Source organism: Myxacorys almedinensis A, assembly GCF_010091945.1.
GTDB classification, from domain to species: Bacteria; Cyanobacteriota; Cyanobacteriia; order Leptolyngbyales; family Leptolyngbyaceae; genus Myxacorys; species Myxacorys almedinensis.
Genome location: NZ_WVIE01000011.1, coordinates 12968 through 31093 on the forward strand (window position 1 = coordinate 12968; position 18126 = coordinate 31093).

Genomic DNA, 18126 nt, shown 5'->3' on the forward strand with positions numbered 1-18126 from the left:
ACCAAATTGATTTTTCACCGCGACAGATGCTCGACCCCCCTGCCTGCGGCATCCCCCTTTGGTCAGAAGGGACTTTCCGGCTCCTCTCCTGACTGAGGCGGGGTTGGGGGAGGTCGCACGTCTCTAGCATTTACAGATTAATTTGGTATTAGGCATGAACTTCGCCAATTTAAGTGAGATTTAGCCCTCCGTCTGAAATTAAAATCTCTCCTGTAAGATAGTGACTTGCAACCATCATAGAAGCTATTTGTGCGATCTCTTTTGGTTGTGCTCCCCGCCCCATTGGCGATCGCTCTTCCCAGAGGTTTCGTGCTGCTGTCCAATTCTTGCTCATCGGAGTTTCGACTAAACCCGGCGCGATCGCATTCACCCGAATCTGTGGTGCTAGACTCACCGCCAGCAGTTTTGTCATATGGTTTAAAGCAGCTTTGCTAGCAGAATATGGGATTGAGGCTCCTTTGGGGCGAATACCCGCATGAGAGCTAATGTTGAGAATACAGCTAGGACAGACACGACTTGATGACTGACGTAGCGCAATTTCAGCCTCGGCAATGAGTGTCCAAGCTGCAATGACATTGACCTCATATAGATTTCGCCAAATCTCCGGTGAGGCTTCCTTCAGAGATGTATGTGGAATGGTCGCACTAATCCCTGCATTATTGACCAATACATCCAGCCGACCATGATGAGACAAAACCTCGGTAATCAGATTACGAGATTGGTTTTGGTCAGATAGATCCGCCTGAAAATAAGATGAACCAGGATGCGCTTCCGCTAATGACTTCCCAACCAGCACTGAAGACTTGGAATGGAAAGAAACAACGAAGCCATCTTCGGCAAGCCGCTTTGCGATCGCCATCCCTATCCCAGATGTCGAACCAGTCACAAGCGCAACTCTTTTTTCGCCTCTATCTTCGGTCACAATCTTAAACTTCTCATCTTCCTTGGATTTAATTCTGCCTAACGACTCGCAACCGTCCGCTGCAATCCCTCTTCATAGACTTCCTGCTCCGTTGAACTAGCACCATTGGTTAGTAGTCTCAGCGTACTTGCCCCCGTTTTTATCTAAAACTCACGTTACTTGGAAAGTGATCTGAGCCATGCCAACAAACTTGCTGTGCAGTCTCGCAACACTGTATCGCGGCGAGAGGGATGCGCTTGCCAATCGCTCACGAGTTGGCCGATCACTTCGGATGCGGTTGGTGAAGGGAAGGCAGTTGGTAAGTGTTGCAGTTTAATGCGGTGTTGAATTGCGATCGCAACTGCACTCAAGATCTCTCCAGCATTTAGCCCGACCAGATGCGCTCCCAAAATTTGTCCATTGCGGCGCACAATCAGCTTACACAAGCCTGTAGTTTTGCTTCTGATTTGTGGTTTCAATACGGTTGCAAAAGAACGGCGCAAAACGATCACATCTTTGCCATAAAGCTCGGTAGCGTGGGATTCGGTTAGACCAATCCATGCAATTTCTGGATCGGTTAACGCAAGTTTAGCTGTATCTGTGTATTTAGCAGTGTACTTGGGGAAAAATAAAGCATTTCTAACTACGATCTCGGCTTCATACTTAGCACTGGCAACATCAAAACTGCCGCAGTAATAAACACGCGAATTGGTCGTTTGCAATTTTTCATTGGTTTTTATGGGAACTCGCACATTCATAGCGTCTAGATTTAGCGTTTCTAGATACGATTCCCAACCTAATGCGATCAAGACTTTATCAGCGTTGATTGTTTGATTACCAATTTGGATTATTTTTTTGTCCTCAACTGTGTCAATTTGCATCACCTTCCCATTGGCAACTCGTACCCCTTCCGTTTCTAAAGCAGCTTGTAAAAGAAAGGCAATCTCAGGATCGGCAGTTGGAAGAATCTGGGGCTGATTGACAATCAGCGTTACGTCTGTACCAAGTCGGGCATACAGTTGAGCAAGCTCAACCCCTGCCAAAGCGTGAGTGATAATGGCTAACGAGCCTGGTAGCTCGGTAATAGGAGAGTCGGGCGTGAGGTAATCGACAGCGTGCAATCCGGCAATATCTGGAATGCGGGGGCGATGGTTAGTTGCGATCAGGTAAGCGCGCGATCGCAACACGCGACCCTCTACCACAAATCCGGTTTGCGGCTTGCGGCAAAACTCGCCCGTGCTGAAAATAACCTCAACTCCTGCACTAGCAAGGAGCGCAGGGGAATAGATCTCTTGCTGATCTTGCGCGATCGCATCAATCCAACGATTGACATTAGCCCACGCTGGGGAACTCACATCACTAGCGCGATCGCGGTGCAGGTTTTCTTGGAGACGATCGCAACCGTGCAACGAATGAGTTCGCTGGATTTGCTCAAACGCATCCGTCAGGGTTGAGAGCGCAAAATGGCGGCTCAACTGCGGCTGACACTGTTGCTGAACTAACGCAACTCGTGCCTTAAAGTGGGCGGCTTGCAATGCAGCATGAACACCCGCAATGGTGTGCCCAATCACAACTAAATCATAATCAACAGCCATAGATTAAAGAATATCAGCTAGACCTTGAATGAGACGCTGATTTTCTGCCCTCAACCGAACCGCTACCCGAAAGTAGCGATCGCCCAATTCTGGAAAACTCAAACAGTCTCGGATTAAAATCTTATGACGCTTTAGTAGCTTGTGCTGAAGATTAGACGCCGAGCCATTCACTTTGACTAGAAAATAATTGGCAACGCTGGGCAACGGCGATAGGTCTGGAAATTGCGAAAGCCCATCAAATAGCTCTGGGCGAGCCGCTTCTAGCCAACCAAACGTCTGGGTTTGAAACGCTTTATCTTGAATACAGGCTTCGGCGGCGGCGGCAGCAAAGGTATTGACCGACCACGGATCGCGGCGTGTTTGCCACTCGTTGAGCCGGGTTGGATGCGCGATCGCATAGCCAAACCGCAACCCGGGCACACTGTAAAATTTTGTGAGCGATCGCAAGATCACTAAATTTGGATACTGCTGCACATCCCCAATTAAACTATCCTGCTCGTGAGGCAGAAAATCCATAAATGCTTCATCGATCACCACTAGCTCAAACCGCTTTAGTAAGGGCAAGATTGCCGCTCTCGACAACAGTTGACCCGTTGGATTGTGTGGGTTGTTGAGCAGCAGCCCACAGCGAGAAAATTTAGGGTCAAGGGAGGACAGCCCCTGCCCCTCGTGGTCAAAGACAGACCCTGCTTTGAAGTCAAGCCCTGCAAGCTGAACGCCAAGCCCTGCCTCATTCAACGGACATTTCATCACCGTTGCATCAAAGGCATTCAATGCCCGGAAGTAATCGCTAAATGCAGGCGTGACCAGGTAAGTTGCTTCTAGCTTCGCCAAATCCCACCCTGCCCAGGTGAGCAACTCTGCCGAGCCATTTCCCGGCAAAATCCACTCTGGAGGTACGGCATGAATCTGAGCCAGTCGCGATCGCACCTGTCCATAGGTTGGATCGGGATAGTCCCGAATCCATGGAAGCTGCGCTTGAATCGACAAAACCGCCGATTGCGGCGGACCAAGGGGATTTATGCTGGCAGAAAAATCGAGAATTGCCGAAGGAGAGCAGCCAGCGATCGACGCTGCCCACTGTAGGTTTCCTCCATGCTTTGGTCGAGCCAAACGACTTTCCTGCCAATCAATAAATGAGCGCGATCGCGGGATTATTCGGGAGCAACCTTCTCTTTGAAGAGCTTTCCTGCCGAAAATGCAGGAACGCGAGTCGCAGGAATTTCCATTTTATCTCCAGTTTTAGGGTTCCGTCCTTCCCGGGCTTTGCGCTCCCGCGACTCAAACGAGCCAAAGCCTACGAGCGTCACTTTGTCGCCTGTAGAAACGGCTTCTACGATCGTTTCGATCGCGGCTGTCAAAACAGCATCCGCTTGCTTTTTCGTAACACTTGCTTTTTCGGCAACTGCATCAACGAGTTCACCTTTATTCATGTTGATTTCCTCAGGACTACTAGATGGTTGGGGTTTTGTCTCAAACTGAGACACTATTGAGAAAAACCAGGGCGAGTGAAGTAGATCGGCTAGGATCGGCTTGAATGCTCATTTCCTTGATTTTTCAATGACCTATTCTATAGGTAGTTGCAGGAATGTGTTCCCCTGAAACCATTAATTTATATGGATTTCAGATTTTTTTCTGATTTTTTCTCAAAAAAGATGAGTAATAATGCTCAAAAAATTAGTTTTCCTGATCAAAGGTGACGGTTTCTTAAGCTTCTAGCAATGATCCCTACGGATCAGAACCCCATTCTTTTGATGGGTGCGATCGCTATTGTTTCGTCTCATCTAAGACCAGATCACACCTATTAAGAATCAGATCGATCACGCCGTACACACCAATGTAGATGCAACTGCTAATGATGAAGTTAGTATTTTCAATGTCGAAAAACAGGATGGCTTTGATAAACCATGGCGCATCAACGAACTCAAGCGTTAGCGCTTCAGGTAATCGCCCTTATGATTAGATCATTCGATCTACTGCAAGCTTCCGTTCGAGCGTTCCCAGACCCAACGCTTCTGGCGAAATCGCCTTGACCTCAAACAGTGCCATCATATCTTTAATATTTGGATCGCCTCGGCTCGCCCCCGTCAGCCCTTTAGCAATCACCAACCCACAGTAGCCCTTCGTTTTTTTACAGCGCTGCTCCCACTTTCTGCGCGCCTGAACATGGGTTGGATCGTCGCCTTCAAATTCACCAAATAAATGAAGTTCACCGTTTTGAGTTTGAAACAGCCCCAAATCATAGTGATCGCCCATAAAGGGGTCGGCTCCTGGATTAAAGCAAATTCCCCGAATACCGCCGATTGACTGGATGGTTTCGATCAGGGCTTTGGCTTTGGGGCGCGAGGTCTGGATCAAAATCACGGGCAAGCCTTCTCCCACTTCTGCCGGTTCCCCCGCTTGATAATGGTCAAGCTGCGATCGCATTTGCTCAACCATCGACCACGGAATCACCCCCAAGCTGAGAAACGCATTTTCCGGCACCAAGTCATCCCGAATCACGGGCATGTCGATCAACTCATCTGCCTCATCAACCATGCCAAACAGGTCATCTGCCACCTCTGGCAGCGTCATCACCTTGACCGGCACAATCGACGCCTCCACCGCAATCTTATATCGGCTCGCAATCTCAGGAAAGCGATCGCCATCGAGCTTACGACGATGCTGCTTCATAAATCGATGCAGCGCTTCTAAAATAGTGGACACAGCGATCGCTTCTTCGTCATATAAAAACGAGCGGATGCCCTCAAGCGGATGCAAGTTCCCAAACACAGGCTTGAGTTCCGGTTCGGCAAACTCAACGAGTTCAAATTCGGAATCAAATTCATCGTCGTCCGCTTCTGTTTCGTAGGTCAAAAACAAACAGTCTTGCCCTAAAAACGCTTCTTCCATATGTTCGATAGAGTCTTGCGACAACACCCGCTCTCGAAACTGTCTTAGCGAATCGAGCGAGCGATACAGCAACACCCCATATTCCATGCCCAACATGCCCATGACAGACACATACACCGATTTGAGATCCCACCGATTGAGTTCAATTTCTAGAATTTGGTGATCTGCCAACACCTCCCAAGGCGCATCATTCCACAGTTCTTCTGCCCGTTCTAATAGCGTTTCGGCATACTGAGGGGGCAGCGCAGGGGGGCGGCTGTTAGACGTTTCTTGGAAGCCGCGAAAGATCTCATCAATCAACGGTAAATCAGGAACGTAATCTAATGCAATGTCTAGATCTTGAAGCACACCCCGCAGGTAAAACAATGTCTCGCGATCGCGCACTACAATTTTTTGCGGGCGGGCAGGTTTTGCAGGGTTGTGGGGGTGCTCCATCGCTCGGAGCAGCGTTCGCACAATCGCCTCATGCCCCGTCTCCATCGGCACGACATCCATAGATCGCACCATGCCCTGCGAGCCATCTACCCAAAGAATGCATTCTCCATCTGCCGAAGGCTTGACCAACGTAGGGTCACTCCATGGAATATCCGTTGGCGCATCTTGAGAAAACGATCGCCGATCGCCCTCCCACACACTTTGAATTTGGGGTAGCTCCAGTAGTCGCCGTCGAGTCGAAGGATTAAGACCAGTCATAACCAAGCCACTTGAACCGAGAACGCAACTTTCACACGAATCGTAGTTTTCATCTTAGTCGGATAACGCCAATCCGACACTGGATGTCCAATTATATTTGCATCGTTGCTTTGCTATCCGAGGGATCAAGATCTTAGTTTTCGCTAAAGAATCGATAGAATAGGAAATGAGATAAAAACTCCCTTTTTTGATCGGCTTAATTTTAAGGAGCGATCGCGCAAGATGACCCAAGCAACCCAACCTCAACAAAGCCAGCCTCAACAGCGCGGCATTCTCATGACCGACGCTGCCATTCACCAAGTTAAGCTGCTCCGTGAACAGCAGGGCAAAGATCTCTGTTTACGCATCGGTGTGCGAGGCGGGGGCTGTTCTGGCATGTCCTACACGATGGATTTTGAAGATCCGAGCAATATTCGTCCCGATGACGAAGCCTACGATTATGATGGCTTCAAGGTCGTCTGCGATCCAAAAAGCTTGCTTTACCTGTACGGTCTGATGCTCGATTACAGCAATGCCCTGATTGGCGGCGGGTTTCAGTTTACCAATCCCAACGCAGACCAAACGTGCGGTTGTGGCAAGTCGTTTTCTGCCTAACTGCATTTTCGGCGGGCTTACAAAGTCTGTCATCATAAATAAGTTGAGAGTCATTCGCCACGATCAGACGAATGACTTTTTGTTGTTTAACGTTGTTGTTTAACCGCCTAGCTTGATCATGACTCAAACTGTTGAAGCTTTATTTGATGAAGGGCTAGAACGCTATAAAGCTGGAGAAGACCCAGACGTTCTGATTCCCGTCTTTAAAGAAGTCTGCGATCGCTCCCGCAAAACCAGTGCAGCTTGGACGTGCCTCTCGTGGCTCTACCTGCTGACAGACAAGCCCTCTCCTGCCTTTACCGCCGCCCAGAGAGCCGTCAAAATCAATCCTCAAGATCCACAAGCCCGCGTTAATTTGGTGTTGTCTATGTTGGAACTGTCCAAACCGGGGGTGCGATCGCACATTGAAATTACCCAACAACTGATTATGGCAGTCCCCGAACTCAAAGAAGAGGTCATGCAAAACCTTGAGGACGGACTCGCCCGAAAGCCAAACTGGAAAAGTTTGGAACGGGTCAAAGCATGGATGACAGAATTTTGATCCCCGTTTTGATCCCTGCTTCAAGTTTATTCATATTTTTCAGGGTCAGCGCTTTGGTGCTGGCTCTTTTTTATAAAGCGTTAGAGCGATCCCCAAAAGCACTAACTACGCTTGTTTGTAGCGATCTCTGCTAAGTTAATTCAGGTTAAACTATAGCAATTTTGGTGTTATTTACAAACAAAAATCATTTATACATTGCAATACTGCATAAATAAATTAACAAAATTCTCAGAAACAGAATGATAGTATTTAGAAATCAAAGACGCTCGTATCATTTAATACGATTTCCAGTTAGTAATCAATTTTCGCAAGGTGTGTTTTCTCACCTGGGAAGGCACTTTTAAAGAGCGCTAACGGATTTCAACTGAGCTTTTCAAACCGTTTTAAGCCGTTTCAACTAACAGTTATGATGCTAAATCATAGCTTAAGGTTCGCTCAATTATTTAAATTTCAACCTAGCTTTAAGGAGCAATTTGGCAATGGAAACTCATGATGTAGGTGTTAGACCAGGTACACGCAATCACAAAGGCTACTTTGTGCAACATGCGTCGGGTTACAAACTGGTCGAAATTGCTGATTCAGGATGGGCGGTGATTTGCCTCAGTGACGCTGTTTGTCACTATGTTGATCCTGAAAATCTACAGATGTCTCGGAAGAAAGATTTTGGTACGTTTAGCGAGATTTAATGCCCTTTCGTCTCGATATCAATGTTTAAAACTGTGGTGCGGCTGCCCTCATGCTTTGGAGGCAGCCCTCTTTTTTGGTAACGTGAACAGAGCTACCGTTTCGCTATCTGTGATGAAAGAACAATTTTTCAAGTGGTTAAATCTGGCGCTAATGCTAGATGTGTTTTTTGTGTTGTTTTGTTTTGCTTGGCTAGCGATCGCGCTGATCGGTCATACGACCAACCTTCCCCTCGGCTTAAACCTCTGGTACAAACTGTGGGAACCTGTGATGCAACCTGCTCTCGTCATTCTGATGGCAGGCGCGCTGCTAAGCGGCATCAGCAGTTGGGTTGCCAAACGGTTTAGTTCGGATGCCTAACCTTGAATGCCAAGATGGGAGTTTGGTCAGCAAATGCAAGGTCGAGCGGGTGGCAACGCATATCAGCAGCCTAAACGAGAATCACCCCTTGTGCCGCAGCAAGGGTCAGAGCCTAACACCCACTAGCTCAAAATATTCTCCAGCGCGGGTTTGATCTCTGGATACTGATACTCAAATCCACTCTCTAACGTCCGCTTTGGCAACACTTCTTGCCCTTCTAGCACCACCTTTGCCCCATCCCCCAACAACGCTTCTAACGCAATCCCCGGAACCGGAAGCCACGATGGGCGGTTCATCACTTGACCGAGCACCGTCGTCATTTCTGCCATCCGCACCGGGTTTGGAGCCGTTGCATTGTAAACGCCTTCCAAGTCAGCATGGGTTAGCGATCGCACGATCAAGTTCACGACATCCTCGCGGTGAACCCAGGCAAACCACTGCTTGCCACTGCCAATGGGGCCACCCGCAAACAATTTAAACGGCGTCAGCAGTTTACCCAACGCGCCGCCCATCCCTAAAATAATTCCAAACCGCAAAATCACGAGCCGAGTCCCGCTTTCTTTAACTTTGCTGGCTTCTGCTTCCCACGCTTGACACACGTCTGCCAGAAAATCATGACCAGCCAAGCTCGTTTCATCAAACGTGGCGGTTTCACTGGTGCCGTAAAACCCGATCGCGGAAGCATTAACCAGAACAGAAGGCTGCGGATTGGCGTTGGCAATGGCTGCGACAACGTTCTGGGTTGTGAGCGTGCGGCTGTTCATGATGGATTGTTTGCGCTCTGGCGTCCAGCGATGTTCAGCGATCGCTTCTCCTGCCAAATTTACGACCCCATCACACCCCGCGATCGCCGCTTGCCACGCTCCAGGCTCCATCGGGGTATACGTCACAATCTCAACGTTGGGATACACCGATTTTGGAAATACTTTTTCTGCACTCGCGGCGCTGCGCGTTAAAACAACAATTTGATGCCCTTCTTGCTGCAACCGCTCTACCAACCGAGAACCCACAAACCCTGTTGCCCCTGTCACCGCGACTTTCATGATTGAGCCTGAACACGCCAGATCTCACTTTAAACCACATTGGAGCAGAGCGATCAGCGTCCTTGACTCAGGTTGAAGAGCTTAGAGCCGCCTAAAACTTCTATTTTGCGACATCCAGGGCGGTCTTGCTTGTTAGTGTGCGATCGCGCCTGGGTACTCTTCGACCAAGCAACCTGGAGGAGTAGCAATGCAATGGATCGACTTTCGGCAAACGGTAAATCAACGGTTGATCCACACGCACTTAGACGACGAGCAAAACAAGGCAAAAAATTTCAATATAAAAGGACACTCTCTCATTCGGGGTGTTGCCGGATCGGGGAAATCGCTCATTCTCAAAGAGCGCATCGAAAAGATAGTTGAAGAACACTACGAGCCTGTTTTGGTGTTGTCTTACAACCGCTTCATGAAAGGCTGGATCGAAACGCAACTCGCTCAAAACGGCGTCAATGTCGAGTGTTGTACCTTTCACCAGTGGGCTTACCAGTTTGGTTATCGCTACGACTTCGACCGAAATGAAACGGCGCGGCAAACCGCGATCACACTGGCTGAGCAATCTAATTTGAAGTATCAAGCCATTCTCGTTGATGAAGCCCAAGACTTTTACGACGAATGGTTTCAGGCAGTGCTCAAGGTGTTAGATCCTCAGACAAACTCTCTGTTTTTTGTCTACGACAATGCCCAATCTGTCTACGGACAAGCCCACCGCCGAACAAGCGGCTGGAGTTGGGCAAAGTTGGGGCTTGAGGTCGTCGGGCGATCGCAGGTCTTCGATCTAAATTACAGAAATGCCCCAGAGATTTTAGAGCTTGCCTGGAGGTTTATTCAGCCTGCGATCGAGAAAGCAGGAATGAAGACGGAACAGCGAGAAAATAGCCCAACGATCGACAAAATTATCGAACCAAAAACGCTACGTTCTAGAAGTTCGGGCGTTGCTCCGCTGCTGCTGCAACGCGATCGCGACCACTGGGCAACCACGATCGCATCGCAAATAAAAATGGCGTTAGAAACCCATTCTGAATCATCAATTGCCGTCTTGGTTCATCCTACTCATGCTGGTGCAAAACCTCTAAGAGCCGAACTTAGTAAAGCGTTACACAAACTCGGTATCAACCATCATGCTCCCATGAAATCGGGGGAACGTATGACTCGCATTGTCCAGCGCCCGTTTGTGCTGGTTGACTCGTGGAATGCTGTTAAAGGGATAGAGTTTGATGCGGTGATCTTAGCGGGAATTGATTGGACAAACGATCTTGAAGAGCAAGATTTTGAAGAAAAAGCAGGACTGTACACAGCAATGACCCGCGCTAGAGATCATCTGATTTTGCTATATGAGGAGAAAAGCGCGATCGTAGACCAGATCGCCGCCGCTCTCAGCGCACCCCCACAGCTAAACCAGGCTTAACGCAACAACAAAATACCCGACTGAAGAATACCAATCACAAATCCTAAAATTCCCCCCAGAGTCACGATCGCTTGCAGTTCGTTCCTCACAATGCCATTAATAGCCGCTTCCAAATCGGCCGGAGACGTAGCCCTAACCCGATCCGTAATCACCTGATCAATGTTCAAAATCGGAATCGCCTGCGCCACAATCTTCTCCAAGTCCTTCTCTAGATAGCGCTCCAAAATCAGCGCCAGTTCTTGGCTAACTACTCCTAGCGACTGCGTAACCGCATCTGAAGTCTGGAGACGGTTGAGCACGATCGACGCCACATTTTGCCAATCTACCGACTGGCTCAAGCCTTGCAGCACATCAGATCCTCGATCCTGAAAATAGGTACGAACGCTCTCTCGCATGGTCTTGCGGAGTTGTCGCACCGTCGAGACCGGAAGATTTTGCAACGACAGATTCTGCAACCATTCCTTGAGGCGTTGTTTCACCCCTAGGGAAAAAATCAGTTCTGCCAACACTGAATTGCACGCCTCTCTCTCATCCAAACAAAAGGCGCGCAGCCGAATCAGCGAGTTACGAATCCCAAATAAATTTGCAACCACCCAGTACGTTCCACTCGTTTTCTCGCGGAACCCCTCATCAATCACCTGAATATTGCGATCGGTGAGAAAATCGATCAGCGTTTGGCGCAGCACATCCGGCGGAACCACCGCTTGCAGCACCCAATCTGCCAACTTTCCGGCTTGCTCGTCAGTTAGCTGAAACTCTAGAATAATTTGATCAAAAATGTGATTTAGCTGATCTTCTAAAAAATCTTCGCGCCGTGCCAACACCTTCAACAACCGTGGAAGAGACTGCCCAAACAAATCTCGCAGAATATTTGCCAAAATTCTTGCGGTTTTTTGTTCTTTATCCACCCCAAGCTGATCGAGCGATAGTTGCAGCAGCCACAGCAACGCCGCCTGAACTCGCTCCGTTTGCAGCAACCGCCGCGCCAAATTCTGCAATTCTTCCGGCGTCAGCAGCGACCCCATAATTGTGTCAGAGATGCGCCGCGCCAATCGCTCTTGATTGCGAGGAATCAAACCTGGTGTGAAGGGAAGCTGCCGTTTACCGATGTAAAGTGCCCGGTAGGGGCGAAACAGCATTTTGATCGCTAGATCGTTAGTAAAATAGCCGATAATTCCCCCGATCACAGGGGGAGCGGCAACAAGCCAAATTGTCGAGAGATCCACAGGCGTAGGGAAGGGATGAGGGAGGCAGTTAGCAACGTTTTGCCAGAAGAGACGACGGGAACACTCGTCAGCGAACGGGGCACCAGATCGTGAGTTTGCTCCTCATCCCTTCTGAACAACTAATACTCCCATCGTACCGCCCGCGATCGCATAGTGTGTTGCCCTGGAAAACCCAGCTTGATGGGCAAGTTTGATCTGCTCAGAGCCAATCGGAAACTTATCGAGACTCGGCGCAATGTAGGCATATTCTTCGATAAATCCCAATCGCTGCGCCATCGGCACCACAACTTCATCTAAATACCACTGCTGAAACACCCGCATCCACGCCCCATCAGGGCGGTGCATATCGAGAATGGCAGCGTTTGCACCAGGTTTGAGGACGCGATGCAGTTCTTTGAGGCTCAGCGGAATATCAGTGACGTTCCGCAAGCCATAGCCCATAGTGGCACAGTCAAACTGGTTGTCTGAAAATGGCAGATTCAACGCATCTGCCTCGACCCACCGAATTGCAGGCTTGAGGCAACGACGCTCGCTGCGATCGCGGGCAACGTCCAACTGCCTCACCGAAAAGTCAGCCCCATACACCTGACCGGTTCTGCCAACTTTCTCGACTAAAATTTGGGCAATATCCCCACTTCCACAGCACAGATCTAAACTTGTATCCCCAAGCTTCGCTCCACTCCATTTCACCGCCATCCGCTTCCAAACGAGGTGCTGCCCAAAACTTAAGGAATTATTGAGTTGATCGTAAACCGGCGCGATCCGATTAAAAAGTGCCTGAACTTTATCCGCAGTCATTCAATGTTTAATCTCGGTTTGAGAGGCAATAGATTCAACGAGATCCCTTTAGAATTTTAGGTTTTGAAGGGGTGGTTTGGGAAACTTCTCGCCGTTGGCGACCGATGCATCTCAACACCGACCCGGTTACACGGGGGCCACCGCCCGCAGAGAATGGGCGCAAGCCAGGGATATAGCCACTTGCTGAGCCGACAAATAGACCAAAAACAGTTCATCTTCTCGCAAGGTGCACGGTTGCTTCCATTGCAAGGATAAGATGGCGAGCATCTCCCCGCGCCGCGTGACGGGAACAATCAGATGAGCTTGAGTACCCGAACTGCTGTAGTGCGGAATGTCAGACAACGATGCATCAGCAGGGACATTGACGGAAATTTGCATTTTGTGAGACGTGATGCCTTCGGAGTTGCGCGCCGCGTTCAGGGCATCGTTCACCATGGGATCGTGCTCTAGCCAATTCTCAACGTCGCCTTCTAGAGCATAGCTGCCGCACCCTGCTACCAACCGATTATTTTCCACTCGTTGCAGCAAGCAGCCATCGGTCGCAAAGCTTTTGCCAAATGCTGTTGCCATCAGATCGAGGCTAGTGTCTATATCGGTCGTTTCTTGAGCAATCCGAATCAGGGTAGAGAGCAAGGCAGTTTGGGACTGCGATCGCCGTAATTCTTCGGTACGCTGCTTGAGTAAATCGTAGGTTTCTGCTGCCCGTTGCACCACGGCTTTCAATTCGTTTGGATCCCAAGGTTTGGTGATGTATTTGTACACCTGTCCAGAATTAATCGCCTCAACGAGATCTTCAACGTCGGTAAATCCGGTCAAAATGATTCGCATCGTGTCAGGAAACTGTGGAACCGTGCGACTGAGGAATTCGGTGCCCTTCATTTCGGGCATACGCTGGTCAGAAATAATCACAGCAACTTCGCCTTCGGTGGCGAGCAGTTCCAACGCGCGGACACCGCTCTCTGCTCTGAGGACGTGAAAATCGCGCCGAAAGGTTCGGTAGAGCAGGTCTAAATTGTCGGGTTCATCGTCTACGACAAGCATTTTACTTTTTTTCGGACGTTCTAGGCTCATAAGTTGACGAGTAATCGTGTCAAGTTCTGGAATGTTGTATTCCATCAGTCGTGTACTCCTTGGCAAAGCGGGGAAAGGGTGAGTGGCATCCTGTGGAGGTTTGGCAAGGCGAATCGCACCTCCAACAGGGCATTTGCGCGATGGGTCGATTATTCTTTAGTTTTGCCACTTTGCCAGAATTTATAACAGTCTGAGGGGTTTGGCAGAGGCGATCGCACCTCAGTCACAAGCAGCGATCGCTCGATCCTAGGTTCATCTTCACCAACCCTGCCGGAACCCCTCGAACCCAAATTGACGAACGTTACGATCTTCGTTCAACCTGCGATTTTAGAAACCCTAAATCCTCAACCCACTAAATTTTGGCGAGGGTTAAAAGACTCAAGCTGACGTAATTTTTCGTACAACTCGCGCTCTGGCTCGGTCAATTCTTTCGGAAACACAATTTGAATTTCAACAATCTGATCGCCCCGCTCACCTCCGTTGGGGTAGCCTTTGTTCGCCAATCGTAGCCGTTGCCCCGATCGCACCCCTGCGGGAATATTCATCTTCACCATGCCGTCTAGGGTTGGCACTTCGATCGCGCCGCCCAACACCACTTCACTAGGCGTAATTGGCAGTTGACAGACAATATCTACCCCTTCGACCTTGAAAAAAGAATGAGGAGACACATCGATCTTGAGATACAAATCTCCGCCGTTTACTCCCTGCCCTTTTAGCCGCACCCGTTGCCCTGAGACCATTCCAGACGGCATATTCACTTCTAGCGATCGCCCATCTTCTAGCCGAATTCGCTCTCGCCCGCCGGTGTAGGCTTTCTCCAGAGGAACCGTTAATCTCGCTTCTGCATCGCGGCGGGCAGGAGGACGCGGTGTACTAACGGTATAGCTTGTTTTACTTGTGCCAGGGCGAAAGATATCTTGGAGCGGTTCGCGCGGTGCTTCGCGGCGAGGAGTGGCTGTCCGGGTTGTGGCTCGTGGGGGTGCAGCAGCGCTAGAGGCAGTCCGACTGAGAAACTGGTCAAAGAAATCGTTGAAGTTGCGGAACGCGCCAAAATCAACCTCTCCGCCGCGTCCGCCGCGCCCATTTTTCTGAAAACCGCGCTGCTGCCAGAAATTTCCGTATTGGTCATACTGCGATCGTCGGGCAACATCCGACAGCACCCCATACGCTTCGCTGAGGTCTTTGAATTTCTCCTCCGCCCCTTTATCTCCCTGGTTGACATCGGGATGATATTGCCTGGCAAGGCGTCGGTAAGAGCGCTTGATTTCGTCCATCGACGCATCTCTAGCGACTTCTAAAATTTCATAGTAGTTACGGAAATTTTGCATAGAACCGGATAGGGGAGGGATGAGGGAGGTCTTCGACCCGCTTTGGGATGGGGAATGAAGAGCAAAGAGGACTATTTTATCCCTCATCTCTCATTCTTCACCCCTTTTTATAACCAGTCGTCTTCATCGTCCCAATTGTCTTGAGCATAGTTGGGTCGAGTGGGACGTTTTTTAGGAGAATCGCTGCGACTGGCTCTGTCAATCTCTGGAGGATCAACTCTTCCATACTCTGAAGGGTTAGAAGAACGCCGCGAGCCGCCTACATCTTCTCGGTTGCCCAGATAGCCAGAACCATCATTACGCCGAGGAGCGTTTAGATCCGCGTTGCGGCGAGAATCTCGTCTTGGGGCATCGTAGTTTGGCTGAGAGGAGCCGTTGTCGTAGCGAGATGCATCACGACGATTAATGGGATCTCGGCTTCTAGAGGCATCTCGGTTATCGCTTCTGCCCAACTCTGCCGGGTCGCTGTAGGGATCACGGGGTCTAGGGGGAGCCGGGTTGGCATAGGGATCGCGACTTGGAGCGGGGCGATTGGTTCTGCCATCTCTTGGGTCGCCGTAAGGATCGCGGGTTTGAGAAGGGTCTGGATTGGCGTAGGGATCGCGGTTGGCTGGCGGTGGGCTGCTGTAGGGATCGCGGTTGTATCGATCGCTCACAGGAGCGTCAAACGAATCGCGCCGGGTGTCATTTTGGCGATAGCGATCGCGGCTGTAGCGATCGCCATCAGAGCCATCTTGCCGATAGGTGCTCTGCTCATAGGGATCTTGACCGTAGGGATCTTGACCGTAACCATCGCGAGGGTTGACCTGATCTCGACCACTGTCATAGCGATCGCGTCCATAGGTGTAGTTATCTCGCCCGTAGGTGTAGTTATTCTGTCCAGCGTTCCAATAATCGCGAGACGAGCCGTAGGGATCGCGGGGTTCGGGATAGTAATAATCTTCGTCATCTTCGAGGAAGAAGTTTTTGATCGACTCAAAGAATCCACCTTCCCCTTCATCGAGTTTGGTCTGCTGGTAGACTTCGCGATTGAGGTCATAAAGCGCGTCTTTGAGGTCTGCTTCTGCAATATCTACGCCGCGATCGTCATTATTTGCCAGGGCTTCTCGGAGGCGCAAGACTTGGGGTTCGATGCGATTGCGATAGGGGCTAACAAACGACATCCCAAAGTCAAGGGTGGCTTCTCGCAGTTGTCGTTCGGCTTGGAAGGTCATCGCTTCTGCCCGGTTTCGCTTCTCGACTTTTTCTTTGCGGAGCCGATCGATTTCAGCGTATTCTTCAGCACTGCGAATCATCTGCTGAATCTCGTCTTCGCTGAGATTCGATGCACCTTGAATGGTGATGCTCTGTTCTCGCCCGGTGGTGCGATCCATCGCGGTGACTTGCAAAATGCCGTTGGCATCGACATCAAACGAGACCTGGATCTGAGGAATTCCCCGCGGTGCAGGCGGAATGCCCATCAGCTTGAAGCGCCCCAGCGATTTGTTGCCCGACGCCATTTCCCGCTCGCCCTGCAAAACATGGACTTCTACCATGGTTTGGTTGTCTTCTGAGGTAGAAAACGTGTCTGAGCGCCGGGTTGGAATCGTGGTGCCGCGAGGAATCAGCTTCTTCATCACGCCGCCGATCGTTTCTAAGCCGACCGAAATCGGCGTTACGTCAAGCAGCAAAATATCTTTCAATTCGCCGCCTAAAATTCCGGCTTGAATGGCGGCTCCGACGGCAACCACTTCATCGGGGTTGACGTTTTGATTCGGTTCAAGGTTGATCAGCGATCGCACCACGTCTTGCACCATCGGAATTCGGGTAGACCCGCCGACCAGCACCACTTCATCAATATCATCGGGCATCAGTCCGGCATCGCGAAAGGCTTGACGGAGCGGACCGCGCAGGCGGCTGAGCAACTCTCCGCACAATCCTTCAAACTGCGATCGCGTCATCCGAGTTTCTAAATGCTTGGGTCCGTCTTCTGTTGCCGTGATGAATGGCAAATTAATCGCCGTGACGCTAACACCCGAAAGCTCAATTTTGGCTTTCTCTGCGGCTTCAGTCAGCCGTTGCAGCGCTTGACGATCTTTGCGTAAATCAATCCCTTCTTGCTCTAAAAACTGCTCTGCCAGCCAATCGACAATCTTTTTATCAAAGTCGTTGCCGCCAAGTTGGGTGTCGCCGCTGGTGCCTCTGACTTCAAACACCCCATCGCCCACGTCTAAGATCGAAACGTCAAACGTGCCGCCGCCCAAATCAAACACGAGAATCGTTTCTTGACTGACGCGATCGAGACCATAGGCTAACGATGCTGCCGTCGGTTCATTCAAAATTCGCTTGACATCAAGCCCAGCAATGCGCCCGGCATCGCGGGTGGCTTGGCGCTGCGAGTCATTAAAGTAGGCGGGAACGGTGATCACGGCTCCGGTCACAGGCTCTCCGAGATAGCGGCTCGCTTCGTCTGCCAGCTTGGTCAAAATCAGGGCTGAAATTTCTTCGGAAGAAAAGTCGCGATCGAGGCGAGGGCATTTGATTCTGATGTTGCCCGCCTCGTCTTTGCGAATGGTGTAGGGCACCCGCTTCGACTCGGGAGAAAGCTCAGCATATTTACGCCCAACAAAGCGTTTAACAGAAAAAAACGTATTTTGCGGATCAAGGACGGCTTGCCGCCTGGCGAGTTGCCCCACCATCCGTTCTCCTTCTTTGCTGATGGCAACCACCGAAGGAGTTGTTCGCATGCCTTCTGCGTTGGCGATGACTACTGGCTTTCCGCCCTCCATGACCGCCACCACCGAGTTTGTAGTTCCCAGGTCAATACCAACGACTCTGCCCATGTTCTTTGCTAAAGCTAGTGTTGAGAAGTTTTGCTGGATTCATTCTATCTTGCTCAGGCAAGAGGGGATAGGGCAACCCAAATCGAGCCATTACCCATGGCTCCAGAGGATGGCTCTAAGGTATGGCTCTAGTGCGATCGCACCCAGGGTTCAGAAAAACCGGACGGTTGACCCCA

Annotated in this window: 16 protein-coding genes; 5 read left to right on the forward strand and 11 right to left on the reverse strand. The window is 50.2% G+C overall.

The window, feature by feature from the left end:
- Positions 1 to 169: 169 nt before the first annotated feature.
- The 5 genes from GS601_RS11030 to GS601_RS11050 form a co-directional block, all read right to left on the reverse strand.
- The gene (locus GS601_RS11030) at positions 170 to 886 is read right to left on the reverse strand and encodes an SDR family NAD(P)-dependent oxidoreductase (protein ID WP_338017016.1); all 717 of its coding nucleotides are present in this window, start codon (positions 884 to 886) and stop codon (positions 170 to 172) included.
- Between the two features lie 191 nt (positions 887 to 1077).
- The gene (locus GS601_RS11035; RefSeq protein WP_162423345.1) at positions 1078 to 2496 is read right to left on the reverse strand and encodes an FAD-dependent oxidoreductase; all 1419 of its coding nucleotides are present in this window, start codon (positions 2494 to 2496) and stop codon (positions 1078 to 1080) included.
- Between the two features lie 3 nt (positions 2497 to 2499).
- Positions 2500 to 3609 carry a threonine-phosphate decarboxylase CobD gene (cobD, locus tag GS601_RS11040; RefSeq protein ID WP_162423346.1) on the reverse strand — a complete coding sequence of 370 codons (1110 nt, stop codon included), beginning with the start codon at positions 3607 to 3609 and terminating at the stop codon, positions 2500 to 2502.
- 41 nt (positions 3610 to 3650) lie between these two features.
- The gene (locus GS601_RS11045; RefSeq protein ID WP_162423347.1) at positions 3651 to 3929 is read right to left on the reverse strand and encodes an HU family DNA-binding protein; all 279 of its coding nucleotides are present in this window, start codon (positions 3927 to 3929) and stop codon (positions 3651 to 3653) included.
- Positions 3930 to 4455: 526 nt separating this feature from the next.
- Entirely contained in the window at positions 4456 to 6081 is a 1626-nt protein-coding gene (locus tag GS601_RS11050; protein WP_162423348.1) for a DUF6930 domain-containing protein, read from the reverse strand.
- Between the two features lie 222 nt (positions 6082 to 6303).
- Between GS601_RS11050 and GS601_RS11055 the strand changes: the two genes are divergently transcribed.
- From GS601_RS11055 to GS601_RS11070, 4 genes are all read left to right on the forward strand, one after another.
- Positions 6304 to 6675, forward strand: a complete 372-nt coding sequence (locus GS601_RS11055) for a HesB/IscA family protein (RefSeq protein WP_162423349.1) — start codon at positions 6304 to 6306, stop codon at positions 6673 to 6675.
- Positions 6676 to 6793: 118 nt separating this feature from the next.
- The gene (locus tag GS601_RS11060) at positions 6794 to 7216 is read left to right on the forward strand and encodes a tetratricopeptide repeat protein (protein ID WP_162423350.1); all 423 of its coding nucleotides are present in this window, start codon (positions 6794 to 6796) and stop codon (positions 7214 to 7216) included.
- A 479-nt stretch (positions 7217 to 7695) separates the two neighbouring features.
- Positions 7696 to 7902 carry a hypothetical protein gene (locus GS601_RS11065; RefSeq protein ID WP_162423351.1) on the forward strand — a complete coding sequence of 69 codons (207 nt, stop codon included), beginning with the start codon at positions 7696 to 7698 and terminating at the stop codon, positions 7900 to 7902.
- A gap of 112 nt (positions 7903 to 8014) precedes the next feature.
- The gene (locus GS601_RS11070; protein WP_162423352.1) at positions 8015 to 8260 is read left to right on the forward strand and encodes a hypothetical protein; all 246 of its coding nucleotides are present in this window, start codon (positions 8015 to 8017) and stop codon (positions 8258 to 8260) included.
- A 122-nt stretch (positions 8261 to 8382) separates the two neighbouring features.
- Here GS601_RS11070 and thyD read toward each other — a convergent pair whose 3' ends face one another.
- On the reverse strand, positions 8383 to 9303 hold the full coding sequence (gene thyD, locus GS601_RS11075; RefSeq protein ID WP_162423353.1) for a thylakoid membrane protein ThyD: 921 nt from the start codon (positions 9301 to 9303) through the stop codon (positions 8383 to 8385).
- A gap of 187 nt (positions 9304 to 9490) precedes the next feature.
- Here thyD and GS601_RS11080 point away from each other — a divergent pair, with 187 nt between their 5' ends.
- The gene (locus GS601_RS11080) at positions 9491 to 10705 is read left to right on the forward strand and encodes a UvrD-helicase domain-containing protein (RefSeq protein ID WP_162423354.1); all 1215 of its coding nucleotides are present in this window, start codon (positions 9491 to 9493) and stop codon (positions 10703 to 10705) included.
- Here GS601_RS11080 and GS601_RS11085 read toward each other — a convergent pair.
- The 5 genes from GS601_RS11085 to dnaK all read right to left on the reverse strand — a co-directional run bounded on the left by GS601_RS11085 (position 10702) and on the right by dnaK (position 17950).
- Positions 10702 to 11931, reverse strand: coding sequence for a DUF445 family protein (locus GS601_RS11085; RefSeq protein ID WP_162423355.1), 1230 nt, complete (start codon positions 11929 to 11931; stop codon positions 10702 to 10704). The two genes, GS601_RS11080 and GS601_RS11085, sit on opposite strands and share 4 nt — an antisense overlap.
- A 102-nt stretch (positions 11932 to 12033) precedes the next feature.
- Entirely contained in the window at positions 12034 to 12729 is a 696-nt protein-coding gene (gene ubiE, locus GS601_RS11090; RefSeq protein ID WP_162423356.1) for a bifunctional demethylmenaquinone methyltransferase/2-methoxy-6-polyprenyl-1,4-benzoquinol methylase UbiE, read from the reverse strand.
- A gap of 126 nt (positions 12730 to 12855) precedes the next feature.
- Positions 12856 to 13845, reverse strand: coding sequence for a response regulator (locus GS601_RS11095; RefSeq protein WP_162423357.1), 990 nt, complete (start codon positions 13843 to 13845; stop codon positions 12856 to 12858).
- A gap of 299 nt (positions 13846 to 14144) precedes the next feature.
- A complete protein-coding gene (locus GS601_RS11100) occupies positions 14145 to 15128 on the reverse strand; it encodes a DnaJ C-terminal domain-containing protein (protein ID WP_162423358.1) in 984 nt (327 codons plus the stop codon).
- Positions 15129 to 15235: 107 nt separating this feature from the next.
- On the reverse strand, positions 15236 to 17950 hold the full coding sequence (dnaK, locus tag GS601_RS11105) for a molecular chaperone DnaK (protein ID WP_162423359.1): 2715 nt from the start codon (positions 17948 to 17950) through the stop codon (positions 15236 to 15238).
- Between the last annotated feature and the right edge of the window lie 176 nt (positions 17951 to 18126).